The sequence below is a fragment of the Methylobacterium sp. C1 genome (assembly GCF_001854385.1).
Taxonomy (GTDB): domain Bacteria; phylum Pseudomonadota; class Alphaproteobacteria; order Rhizobiales; family Beijerinckiaceae; genus Methylobacterium; species Methylobacterium radiotolerans.
On the sequence record NZ_CP017640.1, the window covers coordinates 1,683,587 to 1,700,826 of the forward strand.

Annotated in this window: 15 protein-coding genes; 6 read left to right on the plus strand and 9 right to left on the minus strand. The window is 75.2% G+C overall.

What is annotated here, in order from left to right:
• Window positions 1–73: 73 nt before the first annotated feature.
• Together BKE41_RS07905 and BKE41_RS07910 are read left to right on the plus strand one after the other, a co-directional pair.
• Entirely contained in the window at window positions 74–3,046 is a 2,973-nt protein-coding gene (locus tag BKE41_RS07905; RefSeq protein WP_070999019.1) for an amino acid adenylation domain-containing protein, read from the plus strand.
• Window position 3,047: 1 nt separating this feature from the next.
• Window positions 3,048–3,821, plus strand: coding sequence for a GNAT family N-acetyltransferase (locus tag BKE41_RS07910; RefSeq protein ID WP_024830596.1), 774 nt, complete (start codon window positions 3,048–3,050; stop codon window positions 3,819–3,821).
• An 11-nt stretch (window positions 3,822–3,832) separates the two neighbouring features.
• Here the strand turns inward: BKE41_RS07910 and BKE41_RS07915 are convergent, their stop codons facing one another.
• Window positions 3,833–4,147: a hypothetical protein gene (locus tag BKE41_RS07915; RefSeq protein WP_012318336.1), complete on the minus strand. Its 315-nt coding sequence runs from the start codon at window positions 4,145–4,147 to the stop codon at window positions 3,833–3,835.
• Entirely contained in the window at window positions 4,144–4,902 is a 759-nt protein-coding gene (locus tag BKE41_RS07920) for an SGNH/GDSL hydrolase family protein (RefSeq protein WP_024830594.1), read from the minus strand. Before BKE41_RS07920 ends, BKE41_RS07915 begins: the two co-directional genes overlap by 4 nt.
• A gap of 311 nt (window positions 4,903–5,213) precedes the next feature.
• Between BKE41_RS07920 and BKE41_RS07925 the strand changes: the two genes are divergently transcribed.
• Complete coding sequence (locus BKE41_RS07925; RefSeq protein WP_012318338.1) at window positions 5,214–5,990, plus strand: 3-hydroxyacyl-CoA dehydrogenase; 777 nt, start codon at window positions 5,214–5,216, stop codon at window positions 5,988–5,990.
• A gap of 4 nt (window positions 5,991–5,994) precedes the next feature.
• On the opposite strand, the gene BKE41_RS07930 is transcribed toward BKE41_RS07925, so the two are convergent.
• On the minus strand, window positions 5,995–6,243 hold the full coding sequence (locus BKE41_RS07930; RefSeq protein ID WP_012318339.1) for a hypothetical protein: 249 nt from the start codon (window positions 6,241–6,243) through the stop codon (window positions 5,995–5,997).
• A gap of 192 nt (window positions 6,244–6,435) precedes the next feature.
• On the opposite strand from BKE41_RS07930, the gene BKE41_RS07935 reads away from it, so the two are divergent.
• Window positions 6,436–7,005 carry a PepSY domain-containing protein gene (locus BKE41_RS07935; RefSeq protein ID WP_012318340.1) on the plus strand — a complete coding sequence of 190 codons (570 nt, stop codon included), beginning with the start codon at window positions 6,436–6,438 and terminating at the stop codon, window positions 7,003–7,005.
• 241 nt (window positions 7,006–7,246) lie between these two features.
• Window positions 7,247–9,523: a xanthine dehydrogenase family protein molybdopterin-binding subunit gene (locus BKE41_RS07940; protein ID WP_070999021.1), complete on the plus strand. Its 2,277-nt coding sequence runs from the start codon at window positions 7,247–7,249 to the stop codon at window positions 9,521–9,523.
• Between the two features lie 85 nt (window positions 9,524–9,608).
• On the opposite strand, the gene BKE41_RS07945 is transcribed toward BKE41_RS07940, so the two are convergent.
• The 6 genes from BKE41_RS07945 to BKE41_RS07970 form a co-directional block, all read right to left on the minus strand.
• On the minus strand, window positions 9,609–10,718 hold the full coding sequence (locus BKE41_RS07945) for an aldo/keto reductase (RefSeq protein WP_024830591.1): 1,110 nt from the start codon (window positions 10,716–10,718) through the stop codon (window positions 9,609–9,611).
• A gap of 55 nt (window positions 10,719–10,773) precedes the next feature.
• Window positions 10,774–11,454 (minus strand): nickel pincer cofactor biosynthesis protein LarB, encoded by a 681-nt coding sequence (gene larB / locus BKE41_RS07950; RefSeq protein WP_070999023.1) that lies wholly within the window; start codon window positions 11,452–11,454, stop codon window positions 10,774–10,776.
• Window positions 11,451–12,272, minus strand: coding sequence for an adenine nucleotide alpha hydrolase (locus BKE41_RS07955; RefSeq protein WP_012318344.1), 822 nt, complete (start codon window positions 12,270–12,272; stop codon window positions 11,451–11,453). The genes larB and BKE41_RS07955 overlap by 4 nt, the downstream gene beginning before the upstream one ends.
• Entirely contained in the window at window positions 12,269–13,609 is a 1,341-nt protein-coding gene (locus tag BKE41_RS07960; RefSeq protein ID WP_070999024.1) for a LarC family nickel insertion protein, read from the minus strand. The genes BKE41_RS07955 and BKE41_RS07960 overlap by 4 nt, the downstream gene beginning before the upstream one ends.
• Before the next feature lie 113 nt (window positions 13,610–13,722).
• A complete protein-coding gene (locus BKE41_RS07965) occupies window positions 13,723–14,433 on the minus strand; it encodes a Crp/Fnr family transcriptional regulator (RefSeq protein ID WP_012318346.1) in 711 nt (236 codons plus the stop codon).
• Between the two features lie 383 nt (window positions 14,434–14,816).
• Complete coding sequence (locus BKE41_RS07970) at window positions 14,817–16,037, minus strand: YihY/virulence factor BrkB family protein (protein WP_070999026.1); 1,221 nt, start codon at window positions 16,035–16,037, stop codon at window positions 14,817–14,819.
• Window positions 16,038–16,222: 185 nt separating this feature from the next.
• Between BKE41_RS07970 and BKE41_RS07975 the strand changes: the two genes are divergently transcribed.
• Window positions 16,223–17,227, plus strand: coding sequence for an SDR family oxidoreductase (locus tag BKE41_RS07975; protein ID WP_070999027.1), 1,005 nt, complete (start codon window positions 16,223–16,225; stop codon window positions 17,225–17,227).
• Window positions 17,228–17,240: the final 13 nt, after the last annotated feature.

Genomic DNA, 17,240 nt, shown 5'->3' on the forward strand with positions numbered 1-17,240 from the left:
GGGCGCGGCCGTGAACGGCCCCCCGCCTCAACCGTCACTCCGTCGAAGCCCGGAGCGGCGCAGGAGCGAGCGGATGGACCAGCAGGCCGGCCAGGAGGCGAGCGCAGAGGCGGGCGCGGGCGCTGTTGCGGGCGCGATGGCGGGCACCATCGCGGGCACGGCCGCGGACCCGGCCGCGGACTGGACCTTCGAGCCGGTGGTGGTGGCCTTCGACCGGGCCGGGCACGGCGCCTTCTGGCCGGCGGGCCGGGCGCTGCCCGCCGGCTGGACCCGGGCGTACGGCCCCTGCGGGATCGCGGCGGCCCGGGACTGGATCGCGGATCCGGCGCGGGTGACCGAAGCCGCCCCCGCAGCCACCCCCGAAGCCACCCCCGCCTCGGTGCTCGCCCCCGACGCCGACCGCGAGAGCGTCCCGGCCCGGCTCGCCCGCCTCGCCGCCGCCGAGCCCGAACGGCCGGCGGTGCTGTTCGGGACCCGGACGCTGACCCGGGGCGAACTCGACACCCGGGCCGGCGCCCTCGCGGCCGGGCTCGCGGCGCGCGGAATCGGGCGCGGCCACCGGGTCGCGGTGGCGCTGGAGCGCGCGCCGGAAACCATCGTGGCGCTGCTCGGGGTGCTGCGGGCCGGCGCGGCCTTCCTGCCCGTCGACCCGGCCTACCCGGCCGCCCGCGTCCGCGCGATGCTGGCGGATGCCGGCATCGCGCAGTGTCTCACCACCGCCGCGATCGCCGCGCGCCTGGAACTGCCCGCGGGCGTCGCCCGGCTCGATCCCGCCGCGCTGGAGGCCGCCGCGGACGGCCCCCGTCCCGCCCTGCCGGAGCCGGGGGATGCCGCCTACCTGATCTACACGTCGGGCTCGACCGGGACGCCGAAGGGCGTGCTCGTGGAGCACGGGCCGCTGGCCATGCACTGCCGCACCACGGCCGAGGCCTACGCGATGGACGCGGAGTCGCGCGAACTCCACGTCCTGTCCTTCGCGTTCGACGGCGCCCACGAGCGCTGGATGACGCCGCTCGTCGCCGGCGGCTGCATCGTGCTGCGCGGGCCCGAGCTCTGGACCGCCGCCGAGACCCTGGCGCAGATCCGCCGCCACCGGGTGACCCATGCCGGCTTCCCCACGAGCTTCATCGGCCAGCTCGCCGAATGGGCCGAGCGCCTGGGCGAGGCGCCCCCGGTCCAGGTCTACTCCTTCGGCGGCGAGGGGATGCCCCGGGAGACCTTCGCGCGGCTCGGCCGCGCCCTGAAGCCCCGGCTGCTGATCAACGGCTACGGCCCGACCGAGTGCGTGATCTCGCCCCTCGTCTGGGCGGTGCCGCCGGACGCGACCTTCGCCGAGCCCTACGCGCCGATCGGCGGCCCGGTCGGGGCGCGGGCGGCCTACGTGCTCGGGCCCGACCTCGAGCCGGTCGCGGACGGCGAGACCGGCGAGCTCTACATCGGCGGCGGCCTCGCCCGGGGCTACTGGGAGCGCCCGGCGCTCACCGCCGAGCGCTTCCTGCCCGACCCGTTCGCCGCGGGCGGCGGCCGGATGTACCGCACCGGCGACCGGGTCCGGCGGCGGCCCGACGGAACCCTCGCCTTCGCGGGGCGGGCGGACGATCAGGTCAAGATCCGCGGCCACCGGATCGAGATCGGCGAGGTCGAGGCGGCCCTGCGCGCCCTGCCGGGGGTCGCGGAGGCCGCGATCCTGCGCCGGGAGGGCCCGGCCGGCGCCTATCTCGCGGCCTACGTCGTGCCGTCACGCGGACGCCGACCGGAGCCCGGACGCCTGCGTGCCGGCCTCGCCCGCACCCTCCCGGAGCCGATGGTGCCGGCGAGCCTGACGATCCTCGACCGGCTGCCGGTCACCGCCAACGGCAAGGTCGACCGCAACGCCCTGCCGGATCCCGCCGCCGACGACCGGCGCGGGCGCCCGCCCGGGACCGCCACGGAGCGGCGCCTCGCCGGGATCTGGTCCGAGTGCCTGGGCTTCCCGGTCCGGGTGGCGGACCGGCGCTTCTTCGAGCTCGGCGGCGATTCCCTGTCGGCCCTGCGGCTGGTGGCGCGCCTGCGCCTCATCGCCCCGCGGGGCGGGATCGGCGTGGCGGATCTCCTGCGCGATCCGACCATCGCGGAGCTGGCGGCGCGGATCGACGCCGGATCGGAGGCTGCCGATGCGGAGGGCCTCGCGCCCCTGGTCCGGCTGTCCGCCGGCCGGCCGGAGAGCGGCCGGCCGCTGCTGGTGCTGTTCCCGGGGCTGCTCGTCAGCACCCGGGAATACGAGCCCCTGGTGGCCCATCTCGGCCCCGAGCAGGAGGCGCACGGCTTCCTCTGCGCCTCCCTGGTGGAGGCGGTCCGGCCCCTGCCGGCCGTGGCCGAGCTCGCGGACGCCTATGCCGAGCGGGTGCGCGACCTCATGCGCGGCCGCGCGGGGTCCTGCGTCTTCCTCGGCTGGTCCTGGGGCGGGGTGCTCGCCTACGAGACCGCCCGGCGGCTCGGCCCGGACTGTCCCCTGGACTGGGTCGGCATGCTCGACGCCTGCGCCCTGGAGGCCAACTTCGCCCCGGGCGCCGGCCGGCCGATCGAGCCCGCGGAGCGGGCGGCGCACGAGGCCCTGGTCGAGGCCTGGCTCGCGCGCGCGCCGATGCGCGCGCACTGGGAGGCCCTGCGCGCCCGCATGGACCCGGAGGCCACGGTGCAGTTCCTGCGCTTCCTCGCCGCCGAGCCGCAGCCCCTGCCGGCCGACGGTCCCGAGGTCGGCAGCCGGGAGCGGATGCTCTGGACGCTCGTCGACCACGCGATCCAGTTCCGGGCCCTCCGCCTGGAGCCCGGCACGGTGCCGATCCGCAGCTTCGCGGCGGCGGATTCGCGGGCCCGCGGCCTGCCGGTGATCGACTGGGCGCCGCTCACCGACCGGCTCCTCGGGGTGGAGACCGTCCCCGACACGGATCACCTCGACATCGTCCTGTCCCCGCACCTCCACGACCGGATCGCCGCGCTGACGGCGCCGGCCGCCGAGGCACCCGCGCTGTCCCCCGCGCGGGCCCCTGCCTGGACGGCCGCCTGACATGCAGGAGCGCGAACCGACCTTCGACGCCCTGCGCGACGCCCATGTCGCGGCGCTCACCGGCTCCCTGATCGACGGCCTCGAGCACGGCCCCGGCGGGGCCGGCTACGTCTGGTCGCGCAGCATCCCGGACCCGACCCTGAACTTCGCCTTCGGGGTCCGCCGTCCCGACCAGTTCGCCTGGGCGGGCGCGGCGGCCCTCGGACGCGCCCGGGCGCCGGCCTTCCTGGCCCGGGACGACGGGGAGATCGCGCTGCTGCGCGCCCTGTTCGAGCCCGCGATCCTCTACCCGGCGAGCTGGATGGTGGCGCGGGGGCTCCCGGCGCCGGCCCCGGCCGGCAGCGCCGTCACCGTGCAGGCGACGCCCGCGCCGGGGCCGGATTTCGAGCGGGTCTTCGCCCACCTGTCCGACGCGCCGGCCGTGCGGACGCATCTGCGCCGCTACTACATCCCGGCGCTGCGCGCGGCCCGGGGCCGGCCCGGCCTCGCGGCGCTGCACCTCGTCCTGCGCGACGCCGCCGGGCCGGCGGCCTGCGCCAGCCTCTACCTGCGCGGCGAGACCGCCGGGCTGTACAATGTCAGCACGCGGGCCGACCGGCAGCGCCGCGGCCTCGGCACCGCCGTGACGGTCGCGGCCCTGCGCGAGGCGCGGGCGCGGGGGGCCGCCCAGGTCTTCCTGCAGTGCCCGGCCGGCGGCAGGATCGAGGCGCTCTACGCCCGGGTGGGCTTCCGGACGGCCTGCGCGCCGACCCTGCTGTGCACGACCTCGCCCTGACCGGACCCCGCTCAGAACGGCTCCGCGCCGTACCCGTAGGGCGTGACGCTGAGGACGAACCCGATCTCCGCCTCCGCGTCGCGCAGGACGAGCGCGCTGGCCGGACCGGTCACGACCTTGCCCCGGCCGGCGATCCGGGCCCCGTACCGGCCGCAGGATCCGAGGGTGGCCAGCGCCGCGAGGGCGCGCCGCGCCGCCCGCGCGTCGCGGACGCCGTTCTCGTCGAGCCAGACCGACTCGTCGGCGGGCCAGACCCGCAGGGGAAGGGGCTTCCCGGCGCCGCGCGCGGGCGGCCGCAGGGCTGCGAGGCGCGCGCGGATCCTCACGGTCGTCCGATCCACGCCGCGCGCAGGACCCGGAGGGGCGCGGCCGGGGCGGGCCTGCGGACGGGCGCGGGCGGGACCGCGGCGCTCGCCCGCGCGTCGATCGTTCCGATATCGGCCGCCACCGCGCGGGCGAGCGCCGCGGCCAGGGGCGCGTAATCGGCCAAGTGCACGCCGTCCCGGTGGAGGCCCGGTCCGGCGAGGCCGCCGGCGCCGGATCGCCACGGCGCGAACGGGTCGATGAAGGCGTACCCCCCCGCGGCGCAGAGCGCGGCCAAGCGTGCCGTGAAGACCGCGACGGCGGCGGGATCCCGGCCGGCCGCCCCGGCACCGATCGGCGGGATCGCGGCGACGAAGACCCGCGCGGCCCAGGGCTCCAGGCGGCGCAGGATGCCCCCGACATCGGCCTCGAACCGGTCGGCCACCCGGGCCCGCTCGGGATGCCGCCAGCGCTGGATATCGTTGGTGCCGATGATCAGCACCGCGGCCGCGCAGCGGACCGGGACGCGCAGCGCCGCGAGATGACGGCCGCAATCGGCCGCGGTGCTGCCGCCGACCGCGATGTTGATGCAGGGCCGGCCGCCGAGATCCGGCGCGCCGACGAACTCCGCGTGGGAATTGCCGGCGAGCAGCACGCTGTCGGGCGCGGCCGCCCGAAGCGCCGCGCGGATGCCGGGACGCCGCTCGGCGAAGCGACGCCCGACGATCCGCCCGTGCCGCCAATGCCGGGCCGCGGTCTCGATCCAGTGGGCGCCCATGGCGGTCCTGATCAGGCGTGGGGAATCGGCCGCTCCCGGACGGACGGGAGCGGAGGGCGACGGGCGTCGACTGATCGCGCGCGGCCACACGACTTGCCACTGCGCGATGGAGCGCCGGAAACACTTGAAGAGACGGCCCGATATCTTGGGCCGCCGCCGCAATCTATATGTGGGAAAAAATCACACGTCAATCGCCGCGCGGGTCCGGTCGGCCCGGGTGCCGGGCCGGACGCCTTCCGGCGGCCGCGCCGCCGCGCTACCTCGGGGATCGCGGGGCGCCGTCGGCCGCCCGGGAGCGTCGGGGAGCCACGATGGCCAGCGAGATGATCAGGGACCGGGTCTTCGTCGTCACGGGCGCGGGCTCGGGCCTCGGGGAGGCGGCGGCGCGGGGCCTCGCGGCGGCGGGGGCCCGGGTGGTCGTGGCCGACATCGCCCGGGAGGCCGGCGCCCGGGTGGCGGCGGATCTCGGGGCGCGGGCCCGCTTCGTCGAGACGGACGTCACCCGCGAGGCGGACGGCGCGGCGGCGGTGCGGACGGCGCTGGACGCGTTCGGGCACCTCCACGGGCTCGTGAACTGCGCCGGCATCGCGCCGGGGGAGAAGGTGGTCGGCCGCGACGCGCCGCACCGGCTCGAGACCTTCGCGCGGGCGGTCTCGGTCAACCTCGTCGGCACGTTCAACATGATCCGGCTGGCCGCCGACGCCATCGCCCGGGAAGCGCCGGACGGGGCGGGCGCCCGGGGCGTGATCGTGAACACCGCCTCGATCGCGGCCTTCGACGGCCAGATCGGGCAGGCCGCCTACGCGGCCTCGAAGGGCGGGGTGGTGTCCATGACCCTGCCGATCGCCCGGGAACTCGCCCGGCACGGCATCCGGGTGGTCACCATCGCGCCCGGCATCTTCGAGACGCCGATGATGGCGGGCCTGCCCCAGGACGTGCAGGACACGCTCGGCCAGAGCGTGCCGTTCCCGCCGCGCCTCGGCCGCCCGTCGGAATACGCCGACCTCGTCCGCCACATCTGCGAGAACCCGATGCTGAACGGCGAGACCATCCGGCTCGACGGGGCGCTGCGGATGCCGCCGCGCTGACGGCTCAGCCGATCGACACGCTGGTCAGCACCTCGGCGGCGCGGCGGACCTCGGCGGCGATCATCTCCTCGCTCGAGCCGTCGATCGGCATGTCCGACAGGATCGCCGCCACGTCACGCTTCACGTCCTCGCGGATCTCCGGGTTCTCCTCGGAGAGCCGCCCGATCAGGACGCCGAGCACGATCTCCAGGGCGGACAGCTTGGCGTGCAGGCGGGTGAACTCGTCCAGCGGCTCGGGCTCGTGCGCGGTCATGACCGGCTCCATCGGAGAAATGTCCGCCGTCGCCGAGCGGCGCGCCGGAACGTCCGCGTGTCATACAGGGGCGCCGGCCCTCCGTCTCGCCGGGGGGGCGGGAGCCGAATTTTTTCCCGATCGCGGGCAACCGAGTTTCCGGACCCGACGTTTCACGCATCCTTGAACGAACCCGCGAAGGGACACCCCGCCATGATCACCCGTCTCACCGCCGCAGCCGGCCTCCTGGCCCTCTCCACCGGCCTCGCCCTGGCCCAGACGCCCACCGCGACGCCGGCCGAGCCCGCCACGAAGGCGGACAGCAACATGAAAGAGTGGCAGGTCGCCAAGGTCGCCAAGGTCGGCCTCGCCCAGGCCCTCGCCACCGCCGAGTCGCAGGGCGACGAGAAGGGCGGCCGCGCCATCGACGCCGATTTCGAGAAGGCCGACAGCAAGGATCCGGCCCACTACGCGATCAAGGTCGTGTACCCGAGCGGCAAGCTCGTCGAGTACGGCATCAACGCCGACACCGGCGCCCTCTACAAGACCGAGAACCAGCCGATCGAGCGCTACTTCACCCGGCTGAAGGCCTCCGACTTCCAGAACGCGAAGACCTCCCTGAAGGACGCGCTCGCCATCGCCGAGCAGAAGGCCGGCGGCGGCAAGGCCTACGAGGCCGAGGTCGAGAAGGACGGCTCCACGGTCCAGTACGAGATCAAGGTCGCCGGCGCCGACAAGGAGCAGGAGGTCAAGGTCGGACCGGACGGCAAGGTCCTGAACTGAGATCCCGGGCTGCGGCGGAAGCCCGTCGCAGCCCCGTCCTCGCGAGCGGCGCGAAGCCGTCCAGGTGGCGCCCCGCCGATCCAGGGCGCGCTGCCCTCGGTCGCTTCGCTCCGCTCGCGAGGACGGCCGGTTCGGTCCGGCCGCTGCATCCTGTCGCCCCGCCACCCAGGGAGCCGGAACGCCCTCGCGGCGCTTCCTTCCTTTGCGATGGGCCCGAGCGGCCGCGAACGGGGAGGGCGGCATGGACGCGCGCGCAGGGGAAACCGACGGCCGTCTCGGCCAGTCCCACGTCCGGGTCGAGGGCCCCGACAAGGTCACCGGCCGGGCCCGCTACAGCTCCGACCTCACGGGGCCGGAATCCGGCACGGCCCACGCGGCCCTGGTGACCAGCACGGTCGCCCGGGGCCGCATCACCGGGTTCGACCTCGCGGCGGCCGAGCGGGTGCCGGGCGTCCTGCGCATCTTCACCCACCGGGATTTCGCGGGCGCGGTGGCGCCGGTGAAGCACCTGATGGCCGGCGGCTACGCCAACAGCTCGCACCGGCCGCTGGATTCCGACGCCGTCGCCTATGCCGGCCAGATCGTGGCGCTGGTCGTCGCCGAGACTCTGGAGGCCGCCGAGGCGGCGGCCGGCGCGGTCACGGTCGCCTACGCGGCCGAGCCCGCCGCTGGCGGCTTCGACGCGCCCGGCGCCGAGACCGTGCGCCTCGCCGACCTGAAACCCCACCACGAGGACATCGCCCGGGGCGACGCCGAGGCCGGCTTGGCCGGCGCGGCCATCCGGGTCGAGGCGCGCTACGCGACGCCGGTCCAGCACCACAACCCGATCGAGCTGTTCACCACCCGGGCCGCCTGGGACGGCGACCGGCTCACCGTGCACGAGCCGACCCGCTACGTCGGCGCCGTCCAGCACGGGCTCGCGGCGCAGCTCGGGCTCGATCCCGCGCAGGTGCGGGTGGTGGCGGGCCTGATCGGCGGCCATTTCGGCTCGAAATTCGCCCTGTCGCAGCACACCGCGCTGGTTGCGCTCGCGGCCAAGCGCCTCGACCGGCCGGTCTCCCTGATGCCGAGCCGGCGACAGTGCTTCACCATCGCCAATTACCGGCCGGAATCGCGCCACACCATCCGCCTCGGCGCCGACCGGACGGGCCGCTTCACCGCCCTGGTGCACGAGGCCGAGACCGTGACGTCGCGCTTCGATCCCTTCGTCATGGAGGGTGCGGAGGTGACGGCGAGCCTCTACGCCTGCCCGAACATCCGCACCGCGGAGCGGGCCGCGCGGGTCGACCGCAACACGCCCGGGCCGATGCGGGCGCCCCCGGAGGTGCCGTTCCTGTTCGCCCTGGAGAGCGCCGTCGACGAGATGGCGGTCGCGCTCGGCATGGATCCGATCGCGCTGCGCCGGATCAACGACACGGCGGTCGATCCGGTCTCGGGAAAGCCGTTCTCGACCCGGCCGCTGATGGCCTGCTTCGCGGCGGGCGCGCGGGCCTTCGGCTGGTCGCGCCGGGTGCCGCGCCCGGGCTCGATGCGCGACGGACCCTGGCGGGTGGGGCTCGGCTGCGCCGCCTCGGTGCGGCCGGTGAAGATCGCCGCCGCGACCATGCGGGTCCGGCTGGGCCCGGACGGCTCCGCGGAGGTCGCCTGCGCGCACCACGAGATCGGCAACGGCATCACCACGCTGCTCGCCCTGGGCGCGGCGGACGGGCTCGGCGTGCCGGTGGAGCGGGTGACGGTCCGGCTCGGCGACACGGACCTGCCGGCGGCCGGCATCTCGGGCGGGTCGAGCACGACCACCAGCCTCATGAGCGCGCTGGCGCTCGGCTGCGGGCAGATCCGACAGGTTGTGGCGCAGGCCGCGACCGGGCAGGGGGGCCGCCTCGCCGGCCGGGATCCGGGCACCCTGCGCCTCGTGGGTGGCCGGCTCGTCGCCCCGGAGGGGACCGGGATCCCGCTCGCGGAGGCCGTCGGTTCAGAGGGCGTCGAGACCGTCGCAGCCTTCGTGCCGGAGGGCAGCGACCGGGAGACGGCGCTCAAGGGCCTGCGCGGCGGCCATATCGGGCTCAGCCTGGGCGGCGCGGGGAAGGCGGTGTCCTGGGGCTTCGGGGCGCAGTTCGCGGAGGTCCACGTCCACGCCGAGACCGGGGAGATCCGGGTCGCCCGGCTCACCGGCGCCTTCGCGGCGGGGCGGATCCTCAACCCGCTGACCGCGAAGAGCCAGCTCACGGGCGGGATGATCTGGGGGCTCGGCTCGGCGCTGCTCGAGGAGACGGTGGTGGACGGCGCCGCCTACCGCAATCCGGATCTGGCCGAGTACCTCGTCCCCACCGCGGCGGACGCGCCGGAGGTCGAGGCGCTGCTGGTGCCCGATCCCGACGACCGGGTGGACGCGCTGGGGCTGAAGGGCCTGGGCGAGCTCGGCATCATCGGGGTGAACGCGGCCATCGCCAACGCCGTCCACCACGCCACCGGCCGCCGGATCCGCAGCCTGCCGATCCGGCTGGAAGACGTGGCGTGAGGGGGAGGCTGGGTGCGGACTTCCGGCGCGCCCTCGTCCTGAGGTGGAGGGTCGGACGTCGCCCGAGGGCCCGGACGTCCGCCCCCTACTCCATCGTCGGCGCGAGCTTCTTCACGCTCGCGACATCCTCGCCGAGCCACGCCGCGTTCTTGGCCGTGCCGTCGAAGGTGGCGCTCGTCTTGAACAGCTCGTACTTGCCCTCCAGCGCGTAGGGCTTCGAGCGCGACAGCAGCTCGGCCACCGCCGCCCTGTCCATCGGCTTGAAGGTCTTCACCGCCTCGAAGGCTTGGTCGAGGTCGCGCTGGTTCTGGATGCCGGTGATCACCACCGAGACCGGCAGGTTCAGCGAGAAATGCAGGTACTCGAGCGGCTTGATCGGCGCGTCCGCCTTCAGGATCACCCCGTCGCCGAAGGTCTTCATGGCGAGCGGCGCGATGCCGTTCTGCACGAGATAGGGCAGGACGAGGTGGCTGAACGAGCGGAAATGCGCGTCCATCACGTTGACGGGCATCTGCACGGAATCGAAGTGGAAGCCGCGCTCGGCCGCCACCTCCAGCATCTGCAGGTGGATGCGCGGGTCCTTGTGGCCGGTGAAGCCGATGTAGCGCAGCTTGCCCTGCTTCTTCGCCTCCAGGAAGCCCTCCATGGCGCCCCCCTCGGCGAAGACCCGGTCGGGATCGTCGTAGCGCAGGATCTCGTGGTGCTGGACGAGGTCGATCCGGTCGGTGCGCAGGCGCAGGAGCGACTGGTCGATCTGCTTGATCGCCTCCTCCTTGGTCCGCCCGTCCATCTTGGACATCAGGAAGACCTTGTCGCGGTAGCCGCCCTGGGCCAGCGCCGCGCCCATGCGGAGCTCGGAGCGCCCGTCGTTGTAGTCCCAGCAATTGTCCATGAAGGTGATGCCGCGGTCGATCCCGGCATGGATCAGCCGGGTCGCCTCGTCGTCCGTCACGGCGCTCTTGCCGAGATGGAACCCGCCCATGCCGATCGCCGAGATCTTCTCCGACGTCTTCCCGAACGACCGGTAGAGCATCTCGCCCCGGCGCTCGCCGGGATCGGTGACGAAGGGCAGGTCGGCCGGGTCCTGCGGGCGGTTGCCAGGGAGCGCGGGGGCGTTCACGGCCGCTCCTGCGCTGCCGGCGCCCGCGAGGCCCGCGCCGAGCACGGCGCCCTGTAGGAAGCTGCGGCGTTCCATCGGCTGTCTCCGTTCGCGAATGTCCGGGTGAGGGGAGGTAATGCGTCGGACCGGCTCATCGTTCGGTCTCCTCGGCGAGGCGTCCTGCCGCGTGGAGCAGGCGCAGGGCGGCGCAGGCGGCGCCGTAGCCGTTGTCGATGTTGACCACCGTGATGCCCGGCGCGCAGCTCGCCAGCACGGCGTCGAGGGCGGCGCGCCCGCCCGCCGCGACGCCGTAGCCCACGGAGGTCGGCACCGCGATCACCGCGCCCGCCACGAGGCCGCCGACGACGCTGGGCAACGCCGCGTCCATGCCGGCGGCGACGATCACCACCGGATGCGCCCGGATCTCCTCGATCCGCGAGGTCAGCCGCCACAGGCCGGCGACGCCGACATCGGCGAAGAGCGAGGCCGCCCGGCCGGCATAGGCCAGCACCCGCAGGGCCTCGCGGGCGACGGGCACGTCCGAGGTGCCGGCCGCTACCACGGCGACCCGGGCGGGACCGGTGATCCGCGGCGGCTCGCCGAACACCGCCGTGCGCGAGACCGGGCAGTAGTCGAGCCGGGCCGCCGCATCGAGCCGGTCGCGCTTCTCCGGGTCGAGGCGGGTGAGCAGGAGCGAGGTACCCCGCGCCCGGGCGGCCTCCAGGATCGCGTCGATCTGCTCCGGGCTCTTGCCGGCGCAGAAGATCGCCTCCTCCAGGCCGATCCGCTCGGACCGGGCGAAATCGAGGGTGAATTCTTCGGCGACGCTCACGCCCGGCCCTCCCCCTGCTGCACCAGGAAGGCGCTGCCGACCCGGTAGGGCGCGAACCGGACCGGGCCGGCGAGACGCGCCGGCGCGATGTCCCGGATGCCCGCCCCGAGCTTTTCGCGATCCCGGGTGCCGAGGGCCGCCAAGCTCCCGGGATCGAGTTCCACCACCACGCCCTCGGCGCGCACCCGGCAGCGGACCGCGCGCTTGGCGCCGCTCTCCGCGTCGAGCGCCCCGCCGACCAGCCGCTCGACCGCGTGGATGAAGCGCAAGGTCTCCGGCTCGATCGCGATGCCGGTCTCGACCCGGCTCGACAGGCAGGGCGCCGCCGGCAATTCCGCCACCGCGCCGAGGCCGAGGTCGCGGGCGAGCGCCCGGACGGACGCCTTGTCGAACCCCGCCTCCACGTAGGGATGGCGCACCCCGTGCTCCCGGGCCGCGTCGAGGCCGGGGCGGTACTCGCCGAGGTCGTCGCGGTTGGCCCCCGACAGGATCTGCCGGTCCGTGACCTGCCGGACCGCGCCGTAGAGATTGGTCTTGCAGAAGAAGCAGCGGTTGACCGGGTTCGCCCGGTAGGCCGGGTCGGCGAACTCGCCGGCCTCGATCACCCGCAGATCCCAGCCCTCGCGGGCGGCCTCGGCCCGGACGCGCGCGGTCGCTTCCCCGGGCACGGCCGGCGAGACCGCGTGGACCACGAGCGTCGCCCCCGGCGCCAGCCGGTGGGCCAGGGTGGCGAGCGTCAGGCTGTCGACCCCGCCGCTCACCGCCACCGCCACGGGCCCGAGCCCGGCGAGGACCGATTCGAGATGCTGGCGCGTCACCGCTCCTCCTGCTCCTGTTCCAGCGCGCGCCGCTCGGCCTCGCGGCGCAGGGCGGCCCGCGCGGCGTGGCCCGCACGGCCGCGGGCGTCGTCGGCCTCGGCCTTGGCGGTGCGCCCGCCCGGCCGGGCCACGATCTTCACGCGGACGGAAAGACCGTCGTGCTCGACCGTTCGGGCAGCGCGCTCGAGCACCGCGCCCTCCACGGGGTGGTAACGCAGGCCGATGGTCGTGGTCTCCCGGAAGCAGGCCGCGATCGCCGCCTCCAGGCTCTCCGGGCGGACCAGGACCTGGATCCGGGCCATCATCCGGCCCTTCTTGCCGATCACCGGCATCTGCACGACGTCCACGATGCCGGGCTCCGCGCGCAGCCGGTCGAGGCCCGTGGCGAGGTCCTCGCCGGACTGGTCGTCGACCTCGAAGGCGATCACCGCCAGATCCCGCCGGCCCGGGCCGGGGGCGGCGTTCTCCTCCAGCACGAGGGCACGCAGGCAGTTGCTCAGGCCCGGCAGGACCTTGGTGCCGAAGCCGATGCCGGTGCGCCCGAGGATGCCCCGGGGTCGGCCCCGCCCGGGATCGTCGCCGCAGAGATGGCGCAGGATCGCCGCCCCGGTGGGGGTGACGCGCTCGCCGGGGATCCCGTCGTCGAGGGTCGCGAAACCCGCCAGCAGCAGCGTCGTGGCGGGGGCCGGGACGGGGAGGGGACCGTGCTGGGTCCGCACCCGGCCCGAGCCCAGCGGCAGGGCCGAGACGCTCCAGCTGCGCGTCCCCAGGGCGGCGATCAGGTGGGCGGCGGCCACGATGTCGGCGATCGAGTCGGCGGCGCCGACCTCGTGGAACGCCACCGCCTCCACGGCGATGCCGTGGACCCGCGCCTCGGCGTCGGCCAGATGCCCGAAAATGCCGAGCGCGTGCGCCCGCACCGCCGGCGCGAGGTCCGCCGCCTCCAGCGCGGCGCGGATCTCCGACCAGGGCCGGTGGCCGTGGTCGTGCGCGCGGGCCCGATCGTGGCCGTGCTCGTGGCCGTGCTCTTGGCCGTGATCGTGGCCGTGATCGTGGGGATGCGGGTGAGGATGCGGGTGTTCGTGGGGCGCGGGGTGTTCGTGCCGGTGCGGCGCGGGCCCGGACACCGCACCGGACACCTCACCGGGCGCCGACACGGCGAAGCGCGCGCCGCTGAGGATCCCGTCATTGTGGGCCCGGACCGCGCAGGCGATGCGCGCGTCGACCGCCCGGACGCTGGCGGACACGCCGGCCTGATGCTCGGGGAAGGCGTCCAGCAGGGCGGCGGCGAACATGTCGCCGGCGACGCCGCCGAGCGCGTCGAGGTGGATGTGCATCGTGTGTCGCGCGGGCGCCCGTGGCGGATGACAGGTCCGCCTCAGATCGGCCGCGGCCGCCCCGCGGCAAGGCGCGCGCGGCCTCCGATGCCGCGGCGTATCGCCCGCGCCGCTCAGGAGAGCTGCAGGTAGGCGGGATCGAACAGCCCGCGCTCCCGCAGCCCGTCGAGGTCGCGGATCGTCAGGCGCCGGCTGCGCAGGGCGATGAGGCCGCCGGTGCGCAGCTCCTTCAGGGTGCGGTTGATGTGCACGCTCGTCTGGCCGAGGGCGTCCGCGAGGTCGGGCTGGGTCACCGGCATCGGCAGCGTCGTCCCGTCCGCGAGGCCGACGCGCGTCAGACGGAGGTGGAGCTCGCAGAACAGGTGCGCCAGCCGCTCGATCGCCGAGCGACGGCCGACGCTGGCGATCCACTCGCGGTGGATCGCCGTGGCGGCGAGCAACTCCCGCCACAGGCATTCCTCGACCGCGGGCCGGCCGCGGACCGCGTCGCCGATTTGCTCCGGGGCGATCCGCGCGACGGTGACGGGGGTCAGCGCGCCGATGGCGTGGTCCATCCGCGCCCGGCGGAACACGAACGGGTCGCACAGGTCGCCCGGCAGGAGCAGCGCGACGATCGCGCGCCGCCCGTCCGGGAACTGCTTGTACCGGCAGGCCCAGCCGTCGAGGATCAGGTGCGTGTGGTACGGGTCGCTCTGCTGCCCCTCGATATCCTGCCGGGCCGCGACGTGGCGGACATGCAGGCGCCCCAACCCGTCGAGCACCGCGCGGTCCTCCGGCGCGAGCCGGACATGCCGCTCCATCTTCCGTACGAACGGGTTCTCCACGTCCGCCTCCGGTCAGATCACCGCGGCGCCGGCGTGCCGGCGGCCGGACGGCGGAGCCCGGCCGGGCAGGCGCCGGGGCAGGCGCCGGGGCAGGCACCGGGGCGGGCGACCGCGGGGGATCGGACGTCGTCGCGCGCGTCCGAAGCGTCCCGCACGACGGCGCCGCCAAGGGTATCGGTGAAATAATGAGGCACGGATATTTCTATCGGCAGGGGGCCAAACCGTCGTCCGTACATCGAAGTCCGGATCTTCTTGGTCGGCTTGTGCCTGCGGCGGAAAAACGTGCGCCAACCTGTGTTAAGTCGGCGTTCTCCCCCGCGCCGCGCTCCCCCTGCGGCCCTGCGCCCAGAAGTCCCTGCCCGCGCGGATGGCCGGACGCCCCGCTACTCCGCGGCGGCGCCCACCGTGTCGGCCATGCGCGCCCGGCGCGTGCCGAGCGGCTGCGGCGCGCCGACGGTCGTGTCCTCGGCGGTCTGATGCTCCATCTCGGCGTTCACCTGGGCGCCGGTCAGGACGATCATGGTCGAGAGCCAGATCCAGGTCATGAAGCCGATCGCCGCGCCCAGCGAGCCGTAGGTCTTGTTGTAGCTGCCGAAATGGGCGACGTACCAGGAGAACAGCAGCGACGCGACGATCCACAGCAGGGCCGCGAGGGCGCCCCCGGGCGTGACCCAGCGCCAGCGCGGCGCGTCCCGGCTCGGCCCGTAGCGGTAGAGCAGGGCGAGGCCGAGCAGCACCGCCACGAGCAGGACCGGCCACCGCAGCAGCGCCAGCCACCACGCGTCCGCGCCGAGCCCGACGAAGTCCAGCACCACCGGCACCACCACCACCGCGGCCAGCGCCAGGAGGAGGAACAGGAGCGCCCCCGCCGTGAAGGCGAGGGAGACGAGATTGAGCACGAGGAAGTTGCGCTTCTCGCGCTCGTTGTAGACGAGGTTGAGGGCGTCGAAGACGTGCTTCACGCCGCCATTGGCGCTCCAGACCGACAGGGCGATGCTGATGAGCAGGCTGAACCCGAGGGTGGTGTTGCCCTGCTCGTTCAGCCGCTTCACCTGATCGCCGACGATCTCCAGGGCGCCCTGGGGCAGGATGCCCTGGAGGCTGGCGAGCTGGTCGTTGATGGTCGAGGCATCGGCCACGAGGCCGTAGCAGGAGACCAGGGCCGCCACCGCCGGGAAGATCGCCAGGAGCGTGAAGAAGGTGACGCCGGCCGCGATCAGCGACAGGCGGTTCTCGCCGATGTCGTGATACGCGCGCAGCGCGATGTCCTTCCAGCCCTTGGCGGGGATCTCGGTCGGCGTCGAGGCCCACCGCCCGCGATCGGCCTCGGCCCGGGCGACGGCGTGGGCCTCCCGTCCCGCGTGCGCGGGCGACGTCCGGCGCGCGTCGTCCCGGTCGGCGGACCGGCCGGGCGCACGGTCGGCCGAGGAACCGGCCGAGGAATCGACCGGGGAATCCGCCGCGGCACCGACCGCGCCCCGGGCCGGCCGGCGGGGGAGGGCGACGAGGCCGATCAGCGCGGTGGCGAGGGCGAGCGTCCAGACCGTCGAGGCGCCTCCCTCGGGAGCGGCGGCCCTGGCGGGGGCTGGATCGGGGGCAGGCATCGGCGACCTCGGCAGGGTTCGGGCAGACAGGGGCGGGGCCTTCGGGGCCGCGCGTCGCGGCGTCCGGATCGGCGCGTCCGGGACGGCGCGTCCGAATGGCCGCAGCTGCGAGGGGGAACGCCGCGGCGCTGGGAACGGTTCGCCGTGCAGTTGCAACTCGACGGCGAACGACGCGGAGAACCGGCATGGCGCGCCTGGACGGCGGGACGGTGGTCATCACCGGGGCCTCGAGCGGCATCGGCCGGGCGGCGGCCGAGGCCTTCGCGGCGCGGGGCGCGCGGGTGGTCCTGGCGGCGCGGCGGGCCGACGTGCTCGACGGGATCGTCCGCGACCTGCGCGCGTCGGGCGCCGAGGCCGTCGCGGTGCCCACCGACGTCACCGAGCCCGAGGCGGTGGACGCCCTGGCCCGGGCGGCGCTCCGGGCCTTCGGCGGCATCGACGTCTGGATCAACAACGCCGGGGTAGGGGTGTTCGGCCCCCTGCTGGACGCCCCACTGGACCTGCACCGGCAGACGATCGCGGTGAACCTGCTGGGCGCCGTGCACGGGGCCTACGCGGTGCTGCCCCACTTCCTCGACCGCGGCCGGGGGACGCTGATCAACACGGTCTCGATGGGCGGCTGGGCACCGACGCCCTTCGCCGCCGCCTACACGGCCAGCAAGTTCGGCCTGCGCGGCTTCTCGGCGAGCCTGCGCCAGGAACTCGCCCGGCACCGGCACATCCGCGTCTGCGCCGTGTTCCCCGCCATCGTCGACACGCCGGGCCTGGATCACGGCGCCAATGTCAGCGGCCGGCGGCTCAATCCCGGGCACCTGTACTACGCGCCCGAGGCCGTGGCCGAGACCTATCTCCGCCTCGTGCGCCACCCGCGCGACGAGGTCGCGGTCGGCTGGCCGGCCCGCCTCGCGCAGGTGGGCTACGCGCTCGCCCCGTACCCGACCGAGCACCTGATGGGCGCCGGGTTCCGGCGGGCCCTCGACCGGGCCGAGCCCGGGCCGCGCACGCACGGCGCCCTGCGCGCGCCGACGCCGGAGGGCACGCGCGCCGACGGCGGCTGGCGCGCCCGCAAGCACGTCCCCGATGCCGGCACGCTGAGCACCGCCCTCGGCACCGGGCTCGCCGCCGCGGGGGCCTGCGCGGGGCTCCTCGCCGGCCTCGCGGCGGCGCGGCGGTTCGCCGCCCGCGGCTGAGCTCCGTTCGGGC

Excerpts from the sequence above, each read along its gene's own strand:
- BKE41_RS07905 (WP_070999019.1), top strand. The coding sequence starts at position 74 with ATGGACCAGCAGGCCGGCCAGGAGGCGAGCGCAGAGGCGGGCGCGGGC.
- BKE41_RS07910 (WP_024830596.1), top strand. The coding sequence starts at position 3,048 with ATGCAGGAGCGCGAACCGACCTTCGACGCCCTGCGCGACGCCCATGTC.
- BKE41_RS07920 (WP_024830594.1), bottom strand. The coding sequence starts at position 4,902 with ATGGGCGCCCACTGGATCGAGACCGCGGCCCGGCATTGGCGGCACGGG.
- BKE41_RS07925 (WP_012318338.1), top strand. The coding sequence starts at position 5,214 with ATGGCCAGCGAGATGATCAGGGACCGGGTCTTCGTCGTCACGGGCGCG.
- BKE41_RS07930 (WP_012318339.1), bottom strand. The coding sequence starts at position 6,243 with ATGACCGCGCACGAGCCCGAGCCGCTGGACGAGTTCACCCGCCTGCAC.
- BKE41_RS07935 (WP_012318340.1), top strand. The coding sequence starts at position 6,436 with ATGATCACCCGTCTCACCGCCGCAGCCGGCCTCCTGGCCCTCTCCACC.
- BKE41_RS07940 (WP_070999021.1), top strand. The coding sequence starts at position 7,247 with ATGGACGCGCGCGCAGGGGAAACCGACGGCCGTCTCGGCCAGTCCCAC.
- BKE41_RS07945 (WP_024830591.1), bottom strand. The coding sequence starts at position 10,718 with ATGGAACGCCGCAGCTTCCTACAGGGCGCCGTGCTCGGCGCGGGCCTC.
- BKE41_RS07960 (WP_070999024.1), bottom strand. The coding sequence starts at position 13,609 with ATGCACATCCACCTCGACGCGCTCGGCGGCGTCGCCGGCGACATGTTC.
- BKE41_RS07970 (WP_070999026.1), bottom strand. The coding sequence starts at position 16,037 with ATGCCTGCCCCCGATCCAGCCCCCGCCAGGGCCGCCGCTCCCGAGGGA.
- BKE41_RS07975 (WP_070999027.1), top strand. The coding sequence starts at position 16,223 with ATGGCGCGCCTGGACGGCGGGACGGTGGTCATCACCGGGGCCTCGAGC.